We start from the raw sequence: 19,214 nt of genomic DNA on the forward strand, positions 1-19,214 counted from the left end.
GATCACCGTCAATGCCCCGGTGGGGCCGGGGGCGAAACGCGAGGAGTGCACATGCGTCGTCGGATCGTCGCGGCTGCCGCCGCCGTCCTCGCGATCGGGCTCGGCGCCACCGACGCCCGCGCCGACCGGCAGCCCACCGGTGACCCCGCGGGACCACTCGTTGCCACCGCCCCGCAGCCGGACCTGGTCGACCTGCGCCCGGCCGGCTTCGAGCGGCACGTCGACAGGCGCGCGGCGGCCGGCTACGACCTGGCGAACCCGCGGGTGGTCGCCTCCGGGCTGGCGGTGCCCTGGGGGCTGGCCTTCCTGCCCGACGGCAGCGCCCTGGTCGCCCAGCGGGACCTGGGCACCGTCCTCCGGGTGCGCCCGGGCCGGCCCGCGCAGCAGGTGGCGCGCGTCGCCGACGTGGTCGCCGGCGGCGAGGCCGGCCTGCTCGGGCTCGCCGTCTCCCCCGCCTACCGGTGGGACCGGTGGGTCTACGCCGCCTACACCACCGCCGCCGACATCCGCGTGGTCCGGTTCCGGCTGGCCGCGACGCCCGTCCCGCAGGTGCTCGTCAGCGGCATCCCCCGGGCCACCTTCCACGACGGCGGACGGATCGCGTTCGGCCCCGACGGCATGCTCTACGCGGGCGTCGGCGACGCCGGGGTGCCCTCCCGCGCCCAGGACCTGACCAGCCGCAACGGCAAGATCCTGCGGATCCGCCCGGACGGCGGGGTGCCGGCGGACAATCCGTTCCCCGGCTCACCGGTCTACAGCTACGGCCACCGCAACGTGCAGGGGCTCGCCTGGGACCGGCACGGCCGGCTGTTCGCCACCGAGTTCGGGCAGAGCACCTGGGACGAGGTGAACCGGATCGTCCCGGGCGGCAACTACGGCTGGCCGGTCGTGGAGGGTGTCGCCGGCGACCCGCGGTTCCGGGACCCGGTGGTCGTGTGGCCGCCCGCCCAGGCGTCACCGAGCGGCGCCGCGTTCGCCCGGGGCACGCTCTACGTGGCCGCGCTGCGCGGCACCCGGCTGTGGACGGTGCCGGTCGACGCCGCCGGCGAGGTCGGCGTACCGGTGGCGGAGCTGGTCGGGACGTACGGCCGCCTGCGTACCGTCGCGGTCGCCCCGGACGGCGCGCTCTGGGTGACCACCAGCAACCGCGAGCCGCGCGGCGTCCCGCCGGCGGCCGACGACGACCGCATCCTCCGCTTCCCGCGCACCCACCCCCAACCCCCGGTCTAGACCCCTGGGGTACGCGGACAGCCCGGCCCGGCGTCAGTCACGCGCCCGCGCCCAGGCCAGGAAGCGGCGGTGCAGGTCCGGCACGTGATCCGGGTTCAACCGGAGGAGGTGTTCGGTCGCCTCGGCCATCAGCCCACCGAGGTGGAACAGCAGCCCCACGCGGTCACCCCGGTACTCGACGAGCAGCGACAGCCGCGCCGGCTGGCAGGGCCACTCCGCACCGCAGTTGCGGCACCGCCACAGCGGGCGGATGGGCAGGTGCGGAATCCGGCGGCGACCGGTCACCGCAGCCGGCGGGCGATCGCCCGCGCCTCGTCGTCGGTGAGCGGCAGGAACCAGAGGAACCTCCGGACGATCTCGGGCGGCTCCGGACCCTCGGCGCGGCCCCGCAGGTCCCGGATGGCGCCGCGCAGCAGGAGTGCCATGACCGGGATGAGCGCCGCCGGCTGGAGCTGATGCCGGGGGATGTCGCGCAGGGCCGGGCAGGGCCAGGGCTCGCCGCAGCGCTCGCAGTCCCACGTCGGGTGGTAGCCGAGGTGCCCGCTGACGGCGAGCACACCGCCCAGGCCGGTGTTCGTCCGCCACTGCCGCACGTCGGGCTCCTCGTTCTCGGTGGAGAGGGCCGCCCGGTGCTCGTCGGGACCGGGCGGCCCCGGCTGGAACCCGCCCGCGCTCGACAGCCGTGAGCGGATCCGCATACGTGACAGTCTGCTGAGGACACCGTTACGGTCGGGAGGCGTCGAGTCGGGTCACGACGCACCTGTGAAGAGGCGACGCCTGCGGTGGATGCCGACGAAGAATCACTCGTGGACTGTGGAGGATCTGTGGAGGAGCCGACGGCGAGCCTCATTCGAACTCAGCTCCGGCGGATGCGCTCCGCCTCCGGTCTCACTCAGGAGGACTTCGGCCGGCAGGTGCACTACTCCGCGTCCATGGTCTCGGCAGTGGAAACCGGCACCCGTCCGTTGGACCCGGGCATTTCTGGCTCGCGCTGACGAGGTGCTGAAAACCGGCGACCTGCTGATGTCGCTGCTGCACCTCGTTGAGCGCAACAGCCAACCGTCATGGTTCAGGCCGTGGTTGGAGGCGGAGCGTTCGGCCCGGCAACTCCGGTATTTCAATCCGTGCCTGATTCCTGGCCTGCTGCAGACGGAGAACTACGCCCGAACGGTGCTGCGTTTCGACACCACCAGACCGCATGAGGAGGTGGAGAGGCAGGTCGCGGCGAGGATGAAGCGACAGGAGATCCTCACCCGCGAGCGTCCCCCGCTCGTCATCGCCGTCACCGACGAGTCCACGCTCCGCCGCCGGGACGCCGTCATGGCCGAGCAACTCGCGCACCTGGTGCAGATGGCCGATCTGCCCCACGTTCAACTACACATCATTCCGGCCGATGCCGGTCTTCACGTCGGCCTGTCCGGGCCGCTGGCCCTGGCGCATCTGGCCGAGGGAGGCTGGGCGGGGCACATGGAGAATCAACTCGCCGGCTCGGCCGTCGATGACGAGGATGCGACGGCAACGCTTCTGGCACGCTGGGAAGGGGTGCGCAGCGTAGCGTTGCCGCACGCCCGATCGGTCGCACTGATCAAGGAAGTCGAGAGTCAGCATGGACCTCAGTAACGCGATCTGGAAGAAGTCCACCCGCAGCGGCACGAGCGGCGGCGACTGCGTGGAGGTGGCGGCCAACCTGTCGGGCGTGGTGCTGATCCGCGACACCAAGGACCGCGACGGCGGCACCCTCCACGTCACCCCGGCGTCGTGGCGCGCGTTCGTCGACGTGGCCAAGCATTTCGCCCCGGTCGCCTGATCCACACCATCTCGCCGAGGTGGCGTCCACCGCCCCGTGGGTGGAACACCATGGGTGTCTCAGGCCCGTTTTGACACCCATGAAGCGCCACCGCTCTGATTTGTCGAGATCGCCGGCGCTCCGCTCCCATGCGGCGGACAAGCCCTTTCGGATGCTGGGAAACGGAGGGATCTTGGAAGGAAAGTGCCCCGCCAAGGGCCATCGCCATCCAAGATCTCGACCGGTGGCACCGATCTTGGACTTGTGGCACTCCGATAACAGGCCGAACCCGACAGGTCGTGACACCACAAGTCCATGATCGACGAACGGCCGACCCAAGCCCAGCCCTCTACCGAGCGGCGAGCGGGTGATCATGAAGTTGGCGGCCGTTCGGAGATCCGCAACTGCCGCCATTTTCATGATCGACCCCGAGGGTCGATGCCGAGGGCCGAGAGCGGCGGGACGTCGGTCAGGAGGGTGGCGTGAGGGCCTGCTCCTCGACGGTGCGGCGGGGGCCGGTGAACCACCTGCGGGCCGAGGCGTACCACCAGATCGCGACGCCGAGCAGCACGCCGCCGATCGCGAGCGGGGCGTAGTTAACCGCGGTCCAACTGAAGTCGGGGTTGCCTGGCACGCCGGCCGGGACGATCGGCAGCACGAAGTAGACCGAGATGATCGCGATCTCCACCACCGCGATCCAGCCGAGCAGCTTGTACCGCCGGCCGAGCGTCCACGGCCCGGGCACGAACCGGTCCCCCATCCGCAGCCGCAGGAAGATCGGGATGATGAAGGACAGGTAGAGCCCGATCACCGCGACCGACACCACCGCGTAGAACGCGACCGGGATGCCGCCTCGCTGATAGAGGGCGGGCAGGGTGAGCGCCAGTCCGGCCAGCGTGGCGCCGATGATGGCGTTGACCGGCGTACCGTTGCGGTTGACCTTGGACCAGAGCCGCCAGCCGGGCACCGCCCGGTCCCGACTGAACGCGTACGCCATCCGCGACATCGAGGTCACGCAGCTCATCCCGCAGAAGAACTGCCCGATGGTGGAGATGATGATGACCGCCTTGAAGAAGAACGGGGTCAGCGCGGTCTCGAAGATCGCCCCGGAGAAGCCGCCGGCGTCGTTGATCGCGTCCACGTCGGTGGCGGCGAACAGGAACGCGAGCAGCAGGATCCAGCCGCCCACGGCGGAATAGAAGATCGACCGCCACAGCCCCTGCGCGGCGGCCTTGGACGCGCCCCGGGTCTCCTCGGAGACGTGCGCGCAGGCGTCGAAGCCGGTGATCGTGTATTGCGTGAGCAGGAAGCCCAGCGGCAGCACGTAGAACCAGAACGTCAGCCCGCCGGTGTCACCGTCGCCGAAACCGGAGTTGTTGAACCGCTCGGTGAACACGAACCGGAAGCTCTGGTGGTCGTCCGGGACCAGGACCAGGATCAGCACCACCGCGGCCGCGCCGGCCACGTGCCACCAGACCGAGACGTTCTGGAGTACGTCGATGATGTGGTGCCCGTAGATGTTGATCAGGCCGTGCAGCGCGAGGATCACCACGAACAACCCGAACGTCTGGTGCCCGGTGCCGGCCCAGCCGTCGAAGAGCGCCGACAGCGTCAGGTTGAGGAAGGTGGCGCAGCCGTAGTCGACGGAGGCGGTCACCGCGACCAGGCCGATCAGGTTGAGCCACCCGGTGAACCAGCCGTGCACCGGCCGCCCCATCGTCGCCGCCCACCAGTAGATGCCGCCCGCCGTCGGGTACGCCGACACCAGCTCGGCCAGGCAGAACCCGATGATCAGGATGAACATCGAGATCAGCGGCCAGCCCCAGGAGATCGCGACCGGGCCGCCGTTGTTCCACGCCTGGCCGAACGTGGTGAAGCAGCCGGCCAGGATCGAGATGATCGAGAACGAGATGGCGAAGTTGGAGAAGCCGCTCCACTTGCGGCGCAACTCCTGCTTGTAGCCGAGTTCGGCGAGTCGTCGGGCGTCGTCGTCCATCGGCTGCTCGGCGGTCGGCGCGGGCGTCGTGGCCACTGCACACCTCCTCGGGCGAGTGCTCGCAGTCTGCTCTTCGCCGATCAAGGCGGTCAATACCCGGGCCGGGTAAATGCGTTGTCCCGTCGCTCCGCCGGAGGCATGCTTGAAGCCGTGACCAGGCCCGACCCGACGGGCCGGCACCGGGCGCTCGGCAACGCCCGGTCCGCGGCGACGCGCGGCGTCCACCTCTCTCTCACTGATGTACGGCGTTCCGCCGTACCCCGGACGCCCGCGTCGCCGCACCTCACGCCGGGCCGGCGGCGATCCACGAGGTCAGGAAGTCCGCCGCCGGCACCGCGAAGAGCAGGCAGACCCCGGCGAGCCGGGGAATGGACGGCCGGCGCACGGCCACCGCGTAGCCGGCGATCAACACCGGCGCCCACAGGTCCTGCAGGGTCCACGAGTCCCGCCGCACCAGAACGCCCAGGTGGCAGACGGCCAGCCACACCCCTGTGGCGACCGTCCAGAGGGCCACACCGGCCCGCCGGCATCGGCGCGTACCCCAGCGCACCGCGGCCGTGGTGTCCCCGGCCGCGGTGTCCGCGTCGGCGTCCAGCACGGTCGTCGGCAGGTAGAGCGCGGCCACCAGCAGCAGACCCAGCACCGCCACGAGCGCCGGATAGCTGGTGACCGGCCGGTGCAGGGACCACCCGGCCAGCGGCGCGAGCAACCCCACGGCGAGCGCGTTGGCGGCGACGTCCAGGCCCGGGCGGCTCTTGAGCCGTACCGGTGGGGCGCTGTAGGCCCACCCGAGCAGCAGCACCACGGCCGTGCCCAGGGCGAACGCCGGCCCGATCGCGGTGACCGCCAACGCGAGTGCCGCGACCGTGGCGCCGACGTGCCAGCGGACCAGGTCAGCCTCGGTGAGCAGGCCGGTGACCAGCGGCGCGGTCGCCTTGCGCGGGTTGCGCCGGTCGCTGGGCAGGTCGTGCCGGTCGTTGACCGCCAGGACGGCCGCCCACACCAGCGGTCCGAGCACGACGAGCGCGGCCGACGACCGGGGCAGCGCCGTCGGCGGCGGCAGCCAGTCGCGGGTGGCGAGCACCGACCCGGCGTACGCGGCGGCCCAGCCGAGCGGCCAGAACCACGGCCGGGTCAGGAGCAGCAGCGCCCACGCCCGGCCGACTCGATGACGGGCGGCCGAGTGCGGCAGCGCCCGGGCCGGGTCCGCCGGCGAGCGGGTTGCCGGGGGTGGAAGGACCATGGCACCGACGCTAGGGACCGGACGGGCGGGCGGCCTCACACCCGCGGGCCAACCGTCTCCCCCGTGCCGGGGAACCGTGGCTCAGGCGAACAGCAGGCCCGCCACCCAGAGCGCGCCGATCACCATGCCCGCCATGAACTCGACGAGCATGGACAGCCCGGCCGCCTTGAGCGCCTGCACGGTGGCCGGCCAGGCCAGCTTGTTGCTGCCCAGCCGCAGCAGCTCCGCCCCCCAGATCCCGGCGACGAAGCCGATCGGCAGCCCGATCACCGGGATGACGAAGAACCCGATCACGCCGAGCAGCGCGCCGGCCAGCAGCGACCTGGTGGGCACGCCGGTCCGCTTCAGGTTCCGCCCCGGCCAGAGGTACTTGACCACGGTGCCGCCCGCGGCGACCACCGTGGCGGCGGCCAGCACCGCCCAGCGGCCCGCGCCGGCGTCGCCGAACAACGCCCACACCAGCACACCGCCCCAGCACAGCGGCAGCGCCGGCAGGCCGGGCACCACCACACCGGCCAGCCCGGCCAGGATGGCGAGCGCGGCGACCAGCGACACCACGGCCTGCGAATCGCTCAGACTCACGTGTTCTCTCTCTTCTACCCGAGGTGTTAAGCGGGGGCCCCGCCTATACCGGAAGCGTTAACAGGGGGCCCCTCCTTACCCCGCGAGGCGGGCGCGGATGGCGTCGGCGGGCATCGGAGGGCCGAACCAGCGACCCTGGCCGGTGTCGCAGCGCAGCGCGCGCAGCCGTTCCGCCTGCACCTCGGTCTCCACCGCCTCGGCCGTCACCGACAGCTCCAGCGCGTGCGCCAGCCGGACGAGCGCGTCCACGATCCGCTCGTCGCGGTGGTCGGCCACCGCGTCCGCGCCGTCACCCCGGATCCCCTCCACGAACGGGCCGGCCAGCTTCACGCAGTGGATCGGCAGCCGGCGCAGGTAGGCCAGGTTCGAGTAGCCGGTGCCGAAGTCGTCGATGGCCAGCCGCAGGCCGAGGCCGGCGAGCTGGTGCAGCGCCCGCAGCGGCTCGCCCGCGCTGCCCATCACCGCGCTCTCGGTCAGCTCCAGTTGCAGCAGCTCGGCGGGGAGGCCGCTGTGCTGCAACGCCTCGGCCACCGTCTCCACGATCGCCGGGTCGTCGGCCTGCCGGGCGGCCAGGTTCACGCTGACCACAGGCGTGGTGTCCGGATAGGCCCGCCGCCACGACTCGGTGTCCCGGCACGCCTGGTTCAGCACCCAGGCGCCGAGCCGGACGATCAGGCCGGTCTCCTCGGCCAGGCCGATGAACCGGTCCGGCCCGAGCAGGCCCAGCTCCGGGTGCTGCCAGCGGACCAGCGCCTCGACCGTCACCATGGTGCCGTCCAGCAGCGAGACGATCGGCTGGTAGTGCAGCACGAACTCGCCCCGGTCCAGCGCGGCGGGCAGGTTCGCGGCGAGCGCTGACCGGGCGATGTCGGCGGCGCTGCGCTCCGGGTCGTACACCGCCCAGCGGCCCCGCCCCTCCGCCTTGGCCCAGTAGAGCGTGGTGTCGGCGGCCTTCATCAGCTCGCCGACGTTGGTCTCCGCCGCCGGGCAGTCCACGATGCCGATGCTGGCCGAGACCGCGAGCTGCTGGTCGGCGACCTGCACCGGGGCGGAGACCGCGGCCAGGGCCAGCTCGGCCACCTCCACCGCGTCGTCGAGGCCACCGCCGGAGTCGACCAGGATGACGAACTCGTCGCCGCCCATCCGGGCCACCACGTGCCCACGGCCGGCCACACAGTCGCTGAGCCGACGGGCGATCACCTGGAGCAGCCGGTCACCGAGGTCGTGGCCGAGGCTGTCGTTGACCGCCTTGAACCCGTCCAGGTCGATGAAGCAGAGCCCGACGCGCTGCTCCGGGTCGGCCGCGTCGAAGACGGCGCCGAGCTTCTCGAAGAACAGCGTCCGGTTGGGCAGGCCGGTCAGCGGGTCGTGCAACGCCTGGAAGCGCAGCCGCTGCTGCAGCTCGTACCGCTCGGTGATGTCCTCGATCATGGCGACGGTGAACCGTGGCCGGCCGTCGTCGTACCGGATCAGCGAGACGGCCAGGTCGGTCCAGACGACGCTGCCGTCCTTGCGGTAGTAGCGCTTCTCCACCCGGGCGCTGTCCCGCTTGCCCTCGATCAGCTCCTGGTAGACCTCCCACATGCCGGCCGCGTCGTCGGCGTGGGCCAGCGCCGACACGTTCATCTGGCGCATCTCGGCGACGGTGTAGCCGAGCATGTCGGCGAAGGACTGGTTGACCTCGATGATCTGCCCGTCGACGCCGGCGATGCCGATGCCGATGGCGGCGCCGGTGAAGACCGCCCGGAAGCGCGCCTCGCTGTCCCGCAACGCCTGCTCGACGGTGTCCCGGGCCTGCCAGGCGGAGCGGGCGATCCGCTCCTGCTGGCTGAACACCCGGTCGCGCAGGGCCCGGGCGAACCCGGCGGCGAACGCGCCCTGCACCAGGACGACACGTTCCCGCAGCTCGGGCCCCTCCGGCCGGGCCGGCAGCACCCACTGCAGGAACCGGTCACCGAGCGCCTGCACCGACCAGTCGAGCACGCCCGGCTCGGTGAGGTGCGCCTCCACCAGGGCACGCCCCACCTCCTCCGCCGGTCGGGCGGAGAAGGTGGGCGCCAGCAGGGCGCGGGCCAGCCGTTCGGTGAGCGGCACCAGCAGGCGCTCGGTCTCGGCCGCGCTCATCGGCACGAACCCGATCCGCCGCACCGCCCTGGCCCACTCGGCGGCGTACGCCACCGCGCCGGGCCGGCTGAAGTCACCCCCGTCGTGCTCCGGGGCGCGCACGTCGGCTCACCCGGCGGCGCGGTCGTGCCGGGCGACGCCGCCGAACGCCCCGAATCGTTCCGGGTGCTCGTCCACGTCGGACGGCGAGTCGGGCCGCCACAGCGGCATGTGCACCACGCCCGGTTCGAGGATCGTCCAGTCGCCGAAGAACCCGCTGATCTCGGCCCGCGAGCGGAGCGTGATCTCGGTGGCGGTACGCGCCGACAGCCGCTGCGCGTCCAGCATCTCCTGCGGCTGGTCCTCGAACGTGGAATGCGAGATCACCAGGTAGCTGCCCGGTGCGGCGGCGGCCCGGAGGGTGGCCAGGACGTCGGCCGGCCGGTCGGCGTCCGGGAGGAAGTGCACCACCCCGGCGAGCAGGATGCCCACCGGCCGATCGAAGTCGATCAGGCCGCTGGCCCGGGCCTGGTCCAGGATCAGCTTCGGCTCGCGCAGGTCGGCCAGGATCGCGACGGCCCCGTCGTTGCCGGCCAGCAGCTCGCGGCTGTGCGCCACCGCGACCGGGTCGATGTCGACGTAGACGATCCGCGCCTGTGCGTTCGCGGCCTGGGCCACCTCGTGCACGTTGCCGACGGTGGGGATGCCGGAGCCGATGTCGAGGAACTGGTCGATGCCGGCGTCGAGCAGCACCCGCACGGCCCGGCGCAGGAACTCCCGCCCGGAGCGCATGGTGGCCGCCAGATTCGGTGTCATGGACGCGATCTGCTCGGCGAGCTGCCGGTCGATCTCGAAGTTGTGCGCCCCGCCGAGGAAGTAGTCGTAGACCCGGGCGGCGCTCGGCCGGGTCAGGTCGATCTCGGCGGGAAGTCCGTCCGGCGTCTGCATCGCTCGGTCTCCCAGGTCGTCACCCGCCACGAGGGGCGGATCATGTGGTCCAGCCCACTCTATGCGCGGACGGCCAGGTACGGGAGATCCACTTCTCACGATGCCGCCGACCGGTCTCAGGCGGCCGACTCCAGCAGCAGCGAGATGCCCTGGCCGACGCCGACGCACATGGTGGCGAGCGCCCGCCGGCCGCCCCGGCGGCGCAGCTCCAGCGCGGCGGTCAGCGCCAGCCGGGCGCCGCTGGCGCCGAGCGGGTGGCCCAGCGCGATCGCCCCACCGTTCGGGTTGACGTGCTCGGCGTCCTCGGGCAGGCCCAGCTCGCGCAGCACCGCCACGGACTGCGCGGCGAACGCCTCGTTCAGCTCGACCACGTCGACGTCGGCCAGCGCGAGGTCGTGGCGGTCGAGCAGCTTGCGGGTGGCCGGCACCGGCCCGATCCCCATGATCCGGGGCGGGACGCCCGCCGCCGCCGCGCCGCGTACCCGGGCCAGCGGGGTGAGGCCGTAGCGGTCGACGGCCGCCGCGGAAGCCACGAGCAGCGCCACCGCGCCGTCGTTGACGCCGGAGGAGTTGCCGGCGGTGACCGTCCCGCCGTCACGGAACGGGGTGGGCAGCGCGGCGAGCTTCTCCAACGTCGTCTCACGCGGGTGCTCGTCGACAGCGACCAGCTTCGTCTCCCGCCTGCCCGCCGGCACGGTTACGCCGACGATCTCCTCGGCCAGCCGACCGTCGGCCTGCGCCTTGGCCGCCCGCTGCTGGGAGCGGTACGCGTACTCGTCCTGCGCGGCGCGGCCGACACCGAACTCGGCGGCCACGTTCTCCGCCGTCTCCGGCATCGAGTCGATGCCCCAGCCGCGCTTCATCAGCGGGTTCACCAGCCGCCAGCCGATGGTGGTGTCGTAGACCTCGGCGGTGCGGGCGAACGGCGTGGTCGCCTTCGGCATGACGAACGGCGCCCGGCTCATGCTCTCCACCCCGCCCGCCACCACCAGGTCGGCGTCGCCGGCCACGATCGCGCGGGCGGCGGAGGCGAGCGCGTCCAGGCCGGAGCCGCAGAGCCGGTTGACGGTGCTGCCCGGCACCTCCTCCGGCAGTCCGCCGAGCAGGGCCGCCATCCGGGCCACGTTGCGGTTGTCCTCGCCGGCCTGGTTCGCGCAGCCGAGGATCACGTCGTCGGTGCGGGCCCAGTCGACCGACGGGTGACGCGCCACCAACTCGCGGATCACGTGCGCGGCCAGGTCGTCGGGGCGGACCCCGGCGAGGGCGCCGGCGTACCGGCCGATCGGGGTGCGGACTCCGGCAACGAGGTAGGCCACGGTCATCGCGCGCACGTCCTTCGAGGGGTGGGAAGGGGTCGGTCGGCGGGCCGCCCGCCGGGTCACGGGGGCACCCGGCGCCAGGATATCCGCGCCCGGAGCGGATAGGTTGGCGGCATGGCCGGGGCCCAGTTCAGCGCAGAGACCAGTGGCGGCGGCGCGTTCGTCCGCCAGCCCAACCGGTTCACCGGGCGGGTCACCCCGCACTCCACCTCGCCGGAGGGCGGCGGGCCCGACGAGCAGGGGCGCTGGCCGCTGGAGGCGGGCCGCTACCGGCTGATCTGGTGCCGGGCCTGCCCGTGGGCGCACCGGGCCCGGATCGTGCGGAGCCTGCTGGGCCTGGACGAGGTGATCTCGCTGGGCACGGTGGACCCGATCCGCGACGAGCGGGGGTGGCGGTTCGCGCTCGACCCGGACGGCTTCGACCCGGTGCTGGGCATCGGGTTCCTCTCCGAGGCCTACCTGTCCACCGACCGCGACTACACCGGCCGGATCACCGTGCCGGCGCTCGTCGACACGCTTACCGGTCGGGTGGTCACCAACGACTACCCGCAGCTCACGCTCGACCTCTCCACCGAGTGGCGACGGTTCCACGCCCCGGACGCGCCGGACCTCTACCCGGTCGAGCTGCGCCCGGAGATGGACGCGCTGATGGCGGAGATCCACGCCGACGTCAACAACGGCGTCTACCGGTGCGGCTTCGCCACCTCCCAGGAGGCGTACGACGAGGCGTACACCGCGCTCTTCGCCCGGCTGGACGCGTTGAGCGAGCGGCTCGCCGGCCGGCGCTACCTGATGGGGGACGCGATCACCGAGGCGGACGTGCGGCTGTTCACCACGCTCGTCCGCTTCGACGTCGCCTACCACGGGCACTTCAAGTGCAACCGGCAGAAGCTGACCGAGATGCCGGTGCTCTGGGCGTACGCGCGGGCCCTGTTCCAGACGCCGGGCTTCGGCGAGACGGTGGACTTCGACCACATCAAGCGGCACTACTACGCCACCCACGACATGATCAACCCGACCCGGATCGTGCCGCTCGGTCCGGACCTCGCCGGCTGGACCACGCCGCACGGGCGTGGCTGAGCGCACCGCGCGCCGGGTCGCCGCCGCCGGAGCGGCCGGCTGCGTGGTCGCCGGCGCGGTCGCGGTGACCGTCGCCGTCGTGGCCGGTCCGGGCCCGGGCCCGACCGGGTACGTCAGCGAGGCGGGGGTCACCGACAGCGGGTACGCCGGGGCGTACCGGATCGGGATCTTCACGCTGGCCGCGGCGCTGCTGCTGCTCGCCGGGGCGCTGCCGACGGTCGCGCGGGCGGCGTCCGTGCTGCTCGGGGCCGGCGCGGTCGCCACGGTGCTCTCCGGCACGGTGACGTGCAGCGCCGGCTGCCCGTTGCCGCCGTTCGAGGCGGCCACGGTGGCCGACCTGGTGCACGGCGGGGCGAGCATCGCGGCCACCGCCGCGGTGGTGTTCGCGATGCTGGCGCTGGTCTTCTCCCCCGCGGTCGGTGTCGCGCTGCGGCGGGTGGCCGCGGTCGGCGCGGCGTTGGCGTTGCCGCTGGCCGGCGCGGTCGGGCTGGCCATGTTGCTGGTGGGGCGCGGCGCGCTGGTGGGGGTGCTGGAGCGCGTGTTGCTGGCGGTGACCGCCGCGTGGGGGCTGGGCACCGCCGTGGCGCTGGTAAGGAGGGGCCCCCTGTTAACGCCTGAGCGATAGAAGGGGCCCCTTCTCACGACGGGTGTTAAAAGGGGGCCCCTCCTTGCCCGAGTAAGGGGCGTCACGAGGAGCGGTCCTTCCGGTGGGGCGGGGACGGGAGTAGCGTGGGTCGGCGATGACCAATGTCTGGTGCCTCACCGAGCGCCTGTACGTCGACCTCCGACGGCAGGCCAGCGGCGTCTGTCCGGCCTAGCTCCGCTCCCGACGCCCCCTTCCCTCTCCAGACCTTGGACCCGCCCTCATGGCTTCCGCCCTGCGCAAGATCCCCTTTTCCGTGCAGATCCTGCTCGGCCTCGTGCTCGGTGTGGCGCTCGGCTTCCTCGCCCGCGCCAACGACCTCGCCTGGCTGACCAGCACCCTCGACACCGTCGGCGGCCTCTTCATCCAACTTCTCAAGCTGGCCGTGCCGCCGCTGGTCTTCACCGCCATCGTGGTCAGCGTAGTCAGCCTGCGCGGCGTGGCCAACGCGGCCCGGCTGGCGCTCAAGACGCTGCTCTGGTTCGGCATCACCGCGCTGATCGCGGTGTCCATCGGCATCGGCCTCGGCCTGCTCACCGACCCCGGCCGCGGGGTGAACCTGAACCCGGCCGGCGCCGAGGCGCCGAAGACCACCGGTTCCTGGATCGACTTCCTCACCGGCATCGTGCCCACCAACCCGGTCGGCGCGTTCGTCGAGGGCAACGTCCTGCAGATCGTCTTCCTCGCCCTGGTGGTGGGCGCCGCCGCGCTGCTCGTCGGCGAGCCCGCCGAGCCGTTCGTGCAGTTCAACCGCTCGGTCCTGTCGATCGTGCAGAAGGCGCTGTGGTGGGTCATCCGGCTCGCCCCGATCGGCACCCTGGGCCTGATCGGCAACGCCGTCGCCTCGTACGGCTGGGACCTGCTGGCCCCGCTCGCCAAGTTCACCACCGCCGTCTACGTCGGCTGCGCCCTGGTGATGTTCGTGGTCTACCCGGTGCTGCTGGTCGCCGCCGGCCGGCTCAACCCGCTGCGCTTCTTCGCCGGCGCCTGGCCCGCGATCGAGCTGGCCTTCGTGTCCCGCTCCTCGGTGGGCACCATGCCGGTGACCCAGCGTTCGGTGGAGCGCCTCGGCGTCCCCCGCGAGTACGCCTCCTTCGCGGTGCCGTTCGGCGCCACCACGAAGATGGACGGGTGCGCCGCGATCTACCCGGCGCTCGCCGCGATCTTCGTGGCGCAGGTGTTCGGCGTGAACCTGGGCGTCACCGACTACCTGCTCATCGCGTTCGTCTCGGTGGTCGGCTCGGCCGCCACCGCCGGCCTGACCGGCGCGATCGTGATGCTCACGCTGACCCTGAGCACGCTGGGCCTGCCGCTGGCCGGCGCCGGCCTACTGCTGGCGATCGACCCGATCCTGGACATGATGCGCACCGCCACGAACGTGACCGGGCAGGCCGTCGTGCCGACCATCGTGGCCGCCCGGGAGGGCACGCTCGACCGGGCCGCGTACGACTCGGCCGGCAAGCGCGACCTGATCGAGCCGGTCGAGCCGGCCGAGAACGAGCGTCTCGCCCCCGTACCCGCCTGACCACCTGACTCCGGGTGCGTTTCTTGTCGCTCTGGCGACAAGAAACGCACCCGATTCCATGACCGGAGGAGAACCGCATGAGCGCCCTGTTCACCCCGCTCGCCCTGCGCGACGTCACAGTGCCCAACCGGATCGCGCTGGCGCCGATGTGCCAGTACAGTGCCGGGCCCGACGGCCTGCCCACCGACTGGCACCGGGTGCACCTCGGCTCCCGCGCGGTCGGCGGCGCCGGGCTGGTGCTCAGCGAGGCCACCGCCGTGGTGCCCGAGGGGCGGATCACCCCGCAGGACGTCGGCCTCTGGTCCGGCGCGCACGTCGACGCGTGGCGGCCGGTCACGGCGTTCGTCGCCGGTCAGGGCGCCGTCCCGGCCGTGCAGCTCGCGCACGCCGGGTTCAAGGCGTCGACGTACCGGCCGTGGGCGGCGGAGCGCGGCGGCGTGCCGGACGCCGAGGGCGGCTGGACGCCGGTCGGCCCCGGCGGCGACCCGTTCGTGCCCGACTACCGCACGCCGGCCGCGCTCGACGAGGCGGGCATCGCGCAGGTGGTTGCCGCGTTCGCCACCGCCGCCGGACGGGCCGTGGACGCCGGCTTCGCCGCCGTGGAGATCCACGCCGCGCACGGCTACCTGCTGCACGAGTTCCTGTCCCCGCTGACGAACCGGCGCACCGACGGCTACGGCGGCGACCGGGCCGGCCGGATGCGGCTCACCCTGGAGGTGGCCCGCGCGGTCCGCGCCACGGTCGGCGAGGCGGTGCCGGTGCTGACCCGGATCTCCGCCACCGACTGGACCGACGGCGGCTGGACGGTCGAGGACAGCGTGGTGCTCGCCGGCGAGTTGGCCGCGGCCGGCGTGGACCTGGTCGACGCCTCCTCCGGCGGGGCGTCCGCCCGCGCGTCGGTGCCGGTCGGTCCCGGCTACCAGGTGCCGCTGGCCGCCCGGATCCGCCGCGACGCCGGCGTGCCGACCGGCGCGGTGGGCCTGATCGTCGAGCCGGAGCAGGCCGAGCAGATCGTCGCCGCCGGCGAGGCGGACCTGGTGCTGCTGGGCCGGGAACTGCTCCGCGACCCGTACTGGCCGCGCCGCGCCGCCGCGAAGCTGGGCGCCACCCCGGCCTGGCCGGACCAGTACGCCCGGGCCTTCTGACGATCTCCCGCCCCGCCCTGGGGAGGGCGGGGCGGGAGGTCAGCCGGCCAGGTGGTTCCAGCGGCGCTCCAGGTCGGACCAGGCGCCCTGGTCGGCGACCACGCCGTCGACCAGCACCACCACGTGGTCCGCGCGGACCAACGCGGCCCGCTTGGCGGTCGAGCCGACCACCGTCACCCCGTGCTCGCGCAGCGCCGCCCACAGCGCCAGCTCCGTGGTCACGTCCAGCGCCGACGACACGTCGTCGGCGACCAGCAGTTCGGTACGCGGGGCGAGCGCCCGGGCCAACGCCAGCCGCTGGAGCTGGCCGCCGGAGAGCCGGGTGCCCTTGTGCCCGATCAGCAGCCCGAGCCCGCCGCCGGCCGCGGCCAGGTCGTGTTCGAGCTGCGCGGTCGACACCGCGCCGGCGGCGTCCACCGGATGCCCGAGCGCGATGTTCTCGGCCACCGTGCCGGAGAGCACCCGGGGCAGCTGGCTCACGTACCCGACCTGGTTGGGGCGCAGGAACAGCTCCGGCTCGGTGACCGGCTCGTCGTTCCAGCGCAACGCCCCGACGTGGTGCACGATCCCGGCGAGCGCCCGCAGCAGCGACGACTTGCCGGCGCCGACCGGGCCGACCACCAGCACCAGTTGCCCGCGTTCGACCACCAGGTCGACGTCGCGGACGGCCAGCGTGCCGTCGGAGTGCAGCGCGCCGAAGCCGGCCAGCTCCAGCCGGCGCAGCGGGTGCCGGGGCGGCGGCTCGGGCGCCGGCGCGGTGCCGGCGGCCAGGTCGAGCCCGGGCACCGCCGCCGAGTAGGTGCTCATCCCGGTCATCGCGACGGTCCGCCGGGTCCACACCCGCGCCGACGGGTACTGCGACACCAGCGCCGCGGTGGTCCACGCGAACCAGCGGGCGGCGCCGAGCGTGGAGACCGCCACCAGGGTCGCGCCGGCGGAGAGCCCACCGGCTAGGTAGAGCGCCCAGGCGCCGATCGGCAGCAGCCCGCTGGCGATCGACGGGGTGGACCGGGCCCACACCTGCATGGCGATCTCCCGGCGCTGCCGCTCGCTGCGCACCACGTCGAGCCCGGCGAGGTGGTCCAGGACCGGGCGGGTGGCGCCGGCCAGCTTCACCGTGCGGGCGGCCGACAGCGAGGAGACCAGCGCGGTGGCGAACGCGGCCCGCGCCTTCACCGTGCCGGCGGCGAAGCGTTCCAGCCGGGGCCCGAACAGCGTCGCCGCCAGGCCGGAGACCACCATCGTGCCGACGAAGAACGCCGCCGGGATGAAGCTGCCGGTCACCAGCGTCATGGTGAGCACGATGGCCAGCGAGATGAACTGGTCCATCAGGTTGTCGGCGAGCTGCACCACCCGGTCGGTGTCGCCGCCCTGCGCCACCACCTCGGCCGGGGTGTGGCCGCTGACCCGGCGCGCGCCGGTCTGCCCGTGCACCAGCCGGGCGCTGATCCGCAGCATCTGCCGGATCCACCACTGCGGGAACCACAGGTTCGTCAGGTAGGGCAGCGGCAGCACCAGCAGCAGCGCGGCGGCGATGCCGAGCGCCGGCAGCCACGGGTCGCCGCCGCCGACCACGTCGGCCCAGAGCCAGGGCAGCACCGCACCGTCCAGCCCGAGCAGCGTCATCACGACGAACAGGGCGACCGAGACCAGGCCGTACCGGGGGTCGTTGACGCCCAGCCGGAGGATCTCCCGCATGGTCCGCGCGCGCGGCGCGGGTGGCACCGGCGGCGGGTCCACCCGGGGCGCGGCGACGCGCCGCGACGCGGTGGGCTCGTCCGGCCCGGGCGGCGCCCCGGCCCAGTCGGGGGCGGCCGGCTCGTCGGCCCAGCCGGGCCCGTCGAGCAGTTCCACGCCGCCGCCGCGGGCCCCGGTGCCGGCGTACGCCCCGGCGTGGCTGGTGGCGAGCAGCTCGGCGAACCGCGCGGACTCGCGCAGCGGGCCGGCCTCCAGCACCGCCCCGTCGGCCATCACCACCACCTCGTCGCAGCGGCGCACCGAGGAGAGCCGGTGCGCGATGACGATGCCGATCCGGTCGGTGAGCAGCCGTTCGGTGGCCTGGCGGACCCGGTTCTCGGTGACCGGGTCGAGTCGCGCGGTGGCCTCGTCGAGGATCACCACGTGCGGGTCCCGGACCAGGATCCGGGCGAACGCCACCAGTTGCTCCTGGCCGGCGGAGAGCACGTGACCGCCCTCGCCGAGCCGGGTGTGCACGCCGTCGGGCAGTTCGGCGATCCACCCGGCCAGACCCAGCTCGGCCAGCGCCCGCTCGGCGGCGTCGAGCAGTTCCCTGTCGAAGAGCGCGACGTTCTCGGCGAGCGTGCCGGCGAGGATCTCGGTGCGCTGCGGCACCACGGCGACCCACCGGCGCAGCTCCTCGACGTCCAGGTCGACCAGGTCCACCTCGCCGAGGAAGACCGTGCCGCGGGGCACCTCCACGGCCCGGGTGAGCACCTTGGCCAGCGTCGACTTGCCCGAGCCGGTGCGCCCGACCAGCGCGTACGAGCGACCGCGGGTGAAGTCGAGCCGCACGTCGCGCAGCGCCGGGCCGCGTTCGTCCCCGGCGGCGGGGTAGCGGAAGGTGAGCCCGCGCACGGTCAGGTCGCCGTCGGTCGGCGCGACCCCGCCGACCGGTTCCTGCCGTGAGCCGGCCAGCAGTTGCACCCGGGCCCACGCGCCGAACGCCTGCTGGAGGTGCGGCACCCAGCGGGCGATGTGCTCGACGGTCGCGCCGAACGCGATCGCGAGCAGCCAGACGGCGGTGAGCCGGGCGGCGTCGACCCGGCCGGTGGCGAGCGCCCACGCGCCGCCCAGCACCACGCCGACGATGCCGACCCGGACGCCGCCGGCGGCCACCGCGGTGACCCGGGCGGAGAGCCGGAACACCCGGCCGCAGCGGGCGATCACCTCGGCCGCCCGGCGCGCGTAGAGGCGCAGCACGTACGGCCGGGCGAGACTGGTGCGCACGTCGTCCTGGCCGTGCACCGCCTCCTCCATCACGGCCGCGAGGTCCGACCAGGCCTCCTCCTCGGCCATCCGGGCCGGGGCGATGCGGGCGGTGGGGCGGCGCAGCACGACCGCGAGCAGCGCGGTGAGCAGCACCATCCCGACGCCGGCCGGCCACCAGACGACGAGCGCGCTGACCGTGGCGAGCACGCAGACCGCGATGCCCTGCGCCAGCCGTACGCCGGTGTTCCGCATCTCGGCGGCGACCTGGTAGACGTCGTTGTCGATCCGGTCGAGCAGCTCGCCCACCGGCGTGGTCTCCAGCGCCGGCAGCTCCTGCCCGAGCGCGACCCGGCAGAGCCGGCGGCGCACGTCGGCGGACCAGTCGGCGGTGAGCCGGGCCATGATCAGCCCGATCACGAGGTCGGTGACGACCGCGGCGACGAGCGCCACGGCCAGCGCGACGAACCAGCCGGACGAGCGGTGCACGAGCACCGGGCCGGCGAGCGCGGACGCGGCGGCCTGGCCACCGGCGCCCAGCACGATCAGCAGCAGGACGGCCGCCATCCGCCGGGGTGCGGTGGCCCAGAGGTCTCGGAGCAGGCGCATAGGACGGTCCTCCGGACTCGGACGGGTGGGGGCGGTGATCCCAGCCTTCCCGTCCGGGC

At 73.5% G+C, this 19,214-nt stretch carries 15 protein-coding genes and 1 pseudogene; 7 read left to right on the forward strand and 9 right to left on the reverse strand.

What is annotated here, in order from left to right:
• Positions 1-51 precede the first annotated feature (51 nt).
• Entirely contained in the window at positions 52-1,230 is a 1,179-nt protein-coding gene (locus O7598_RS22265; RefSeq protein ID WP_269693240.1) for a PQQ-dependent sugar dehydrogenase, read from the forward strand.
• A 33-nt stretch (positions 1,231-1,263) separates the two neighbouring features.
• On the opposite strand, the gene O7598_RS22270 is transcribed toward O7598_RS22265, so the two are convergent.
• Both O7598_RS22270 and O7598_RS22275 read right to left on the reverse strand, forming a co-directional pair.
• Positions 1,264-1,515 carry a flavin reductase gene (locus tag O7598_RS22270; RefSeq protein ID WP_269693241.1) on the reverse strand — a complete coding sequence of 84 codons (252 nt, stop codon included), beginning with the start codon at positions 1,513-1,515 and terminating at the stop codon, positions 1,264-1,266.
• Positions 1,512-1,928, reverse strand: a complete 417-nt coding sequence (locus O7598_RS22275; RefSeq protein WP_269693242.1) for a hypothetical protein — start codon at positions 1,926-1,928, stop codon at positions 1,512-1,514. Before O7598_RS22275 ends, O7598_RS22270 begins: the two co-directional genes overlap by 4 nt.
• Positions 1,929-2,099: 171 nt before the next feature.
• Between O7598_RS22275 and O7598_RS22280 the strand changes: the two are divergent.
• Positions 2,100-2,850: pseudogene (locus O7598_RS22280) on the forward strand (helix-turn-helix domain-containing protein).
• Positions 2,837-3,037: a DUF397 domain-containing protein gene (locus O7598_RS22285; RefSeq protein WP_269693243.1), complete on the forward strand. Its 201-nt coding sequence runs from the start codon at positions 2,837-2,839 to the stop codon at positions 3,035-3,037. Before O7598_RS22280 ends, O7598_RS22285 begins: the two are co-directional and overlap by 14 nt.
• 448 nt (positions 3,038-3,485) lie before the next feature.
• On the opposite strand, the gene O7598_RS22290 is transcribed toward O7598_RS22285, so the two are convergent.
• The 6 genes from O7598_RS22290 to pcaF all read right to left on the reverse strand — a co-directional run bounded on the left by O7598_RS22290 (position 3,486) and on the right by pcaF (position 11,210).
• Positions 3,486-5,048, reverse strand: a complete 1,563-nt coding sequence (locus O7598_RS22290) for an amino acid permease (protein WP_269693244.1) — start codon at positions 5,046-5,048, stop codon at positions 3,486-3,488.
• 247 nt (positions 5,049-5,295) lie between these two features.
• Positions 5,296-6,255, reverse strand: a complete 960-nt coding sequence (locus O7598_RS22295; RefSeq protein WP_269693245.1) for a UbiA family prenyltransferase — start codon at positions 6,253-6,255, stop codon at positions 5,296-5,298.
• Positions 6,256-6,336: 81 nt separating this feature from the next.
• Positions 6,337-6,837, reverse strand: coding sequence for a DUF456 domain-containing protein (locus O7598_RS22300; protein WP_269693246.1), 501 nt, complete (start codon positions 6,835-6,837; stop codon positions 6,337-6,339).
• A gap of 75 nt (positions 6,838-6,912) precedes the next feature.
• Positions 6,913-9,063 carry a putative bifunctional diguanylate cyclase/phosphodiesterase gene (locus tag O7598_RS22305; protein ID WP_269693247.1) on the reverse strand — a complete coding sequence of 717 codons (2,151 nt, stop codon included), beginning with the start codon at positions 9,061-9,063 and terminating at the stop codon, positions 6,913-6,915.
• Between the two features lie 6 nt (positions 9,064-9,069).
• Positions 9,070-9,888 (reverse strand): SAM-dependent methyltransferase, encoded by an 819-nt coding sequence (locus O7598_RS22310; protein WP_269693248.1) that lies wholly within the window; start codon positions 9,886-9,888, stop codon positions 9,070-9,072.
• A gap of 116 nt (positions 9,889-10,004) precedes the next feature.
• A complete protein-coding gene (gene pcaF, locus O7598_RS22315; protein WP_269693249.1) occupies positions 10,005-11,210 on the reverse strand; it encodes a 3-oxoadipyl-CoA thiolase in 1,206 nt (401 codons plus the stop codon).
• Positions 11,211-11,321: 111 nt separating this feature from the next.
• Between pcaF and O7598_RS22320 the strand changes: the two genes are divergently transcribed.
• The 4 genes from O7598_RS22320 (at position 11,322) to O7598_RS22335 (ending at position 15,600) form a co-directional block, all read left to right on the forward strand.
• Positions 11,322-12,287, forward strand: coding sequence for a glutathione S-transferase family protein (locus tag O7598_RS22320; protein WP_269693250.1), 966 nt, complete (start codon positions 11,322-11,324; stop codon positions 12,285-12,287).
• Positions 12,280-12,912 carry a DUF998 domain-containing protein gene (locus O7598_RS22325; RefSeq protein ID WP_269693251.1) on the forward strand — a complete coding sequence of 211 codons (633 nt, stop codon included), beginning with the start codon at positions 12,280-12,282 and terminating at the stop codon, positions 12,910-12,912. The genes O7598_RS22320 and O7598_RS22325 overlap by 8 nt, the downstream gene beginning before the upstream one ends.
• 253 nt (positions 12,913-13,165) lie before the next feature.
• Positions 13,166-14,455, forward strand: coding sequence for a dicarboxylate/amino acid:cation symporter (locus O7598_RS22330; protein WP_269694943.1), 1,290 nt, complete (start codon positions 13,166-13,168; stop codon positions 14,453-14,455).
• A gap of 77 nt (positions 14,456-14,532) precedes the next feature.
• Complete coding sequence (locus tag O7598_RS22335; RefSeq protein ID WP_269693252.1) at positions 14,533-15,600, forward strand: NADH:flavin oxidoreductase/NADH oxidase; 1,068 nt, start codon at positions 14,533-14,535, stop codon at positions 15,598-15,600.
• Between the two features lie 39 nt (positions 15,601-15,639).
• Here O7598_RS22335 and O7598_RS22340 read toward each other — a convergent pair whose 3' ends face one another.
• Complete coding sequence (locus O7598_RS22340; protein WP_269693253.1) at positions 15,640-19,155, reverse strand: ABC transporter ATP-binding protein/permease; 3,516 nt, start codon at positions 19,153-19,155, stop codon at positions 15,640-15,642.
• Between the last annotated feature and the right edge of the window lie 59 nt (positions 19,156-19,214).

It is taken from the genome of Micromonospora sp. WMMC241, assembly GCF_027460165.1.
Taxonomy (GTDB): domain Bacteria; phylum Actinomycetota; class Actinomycetes; order Mycobacteriales; family Micromonosporaceae; genus Micromonospora; species Micromonospora humi.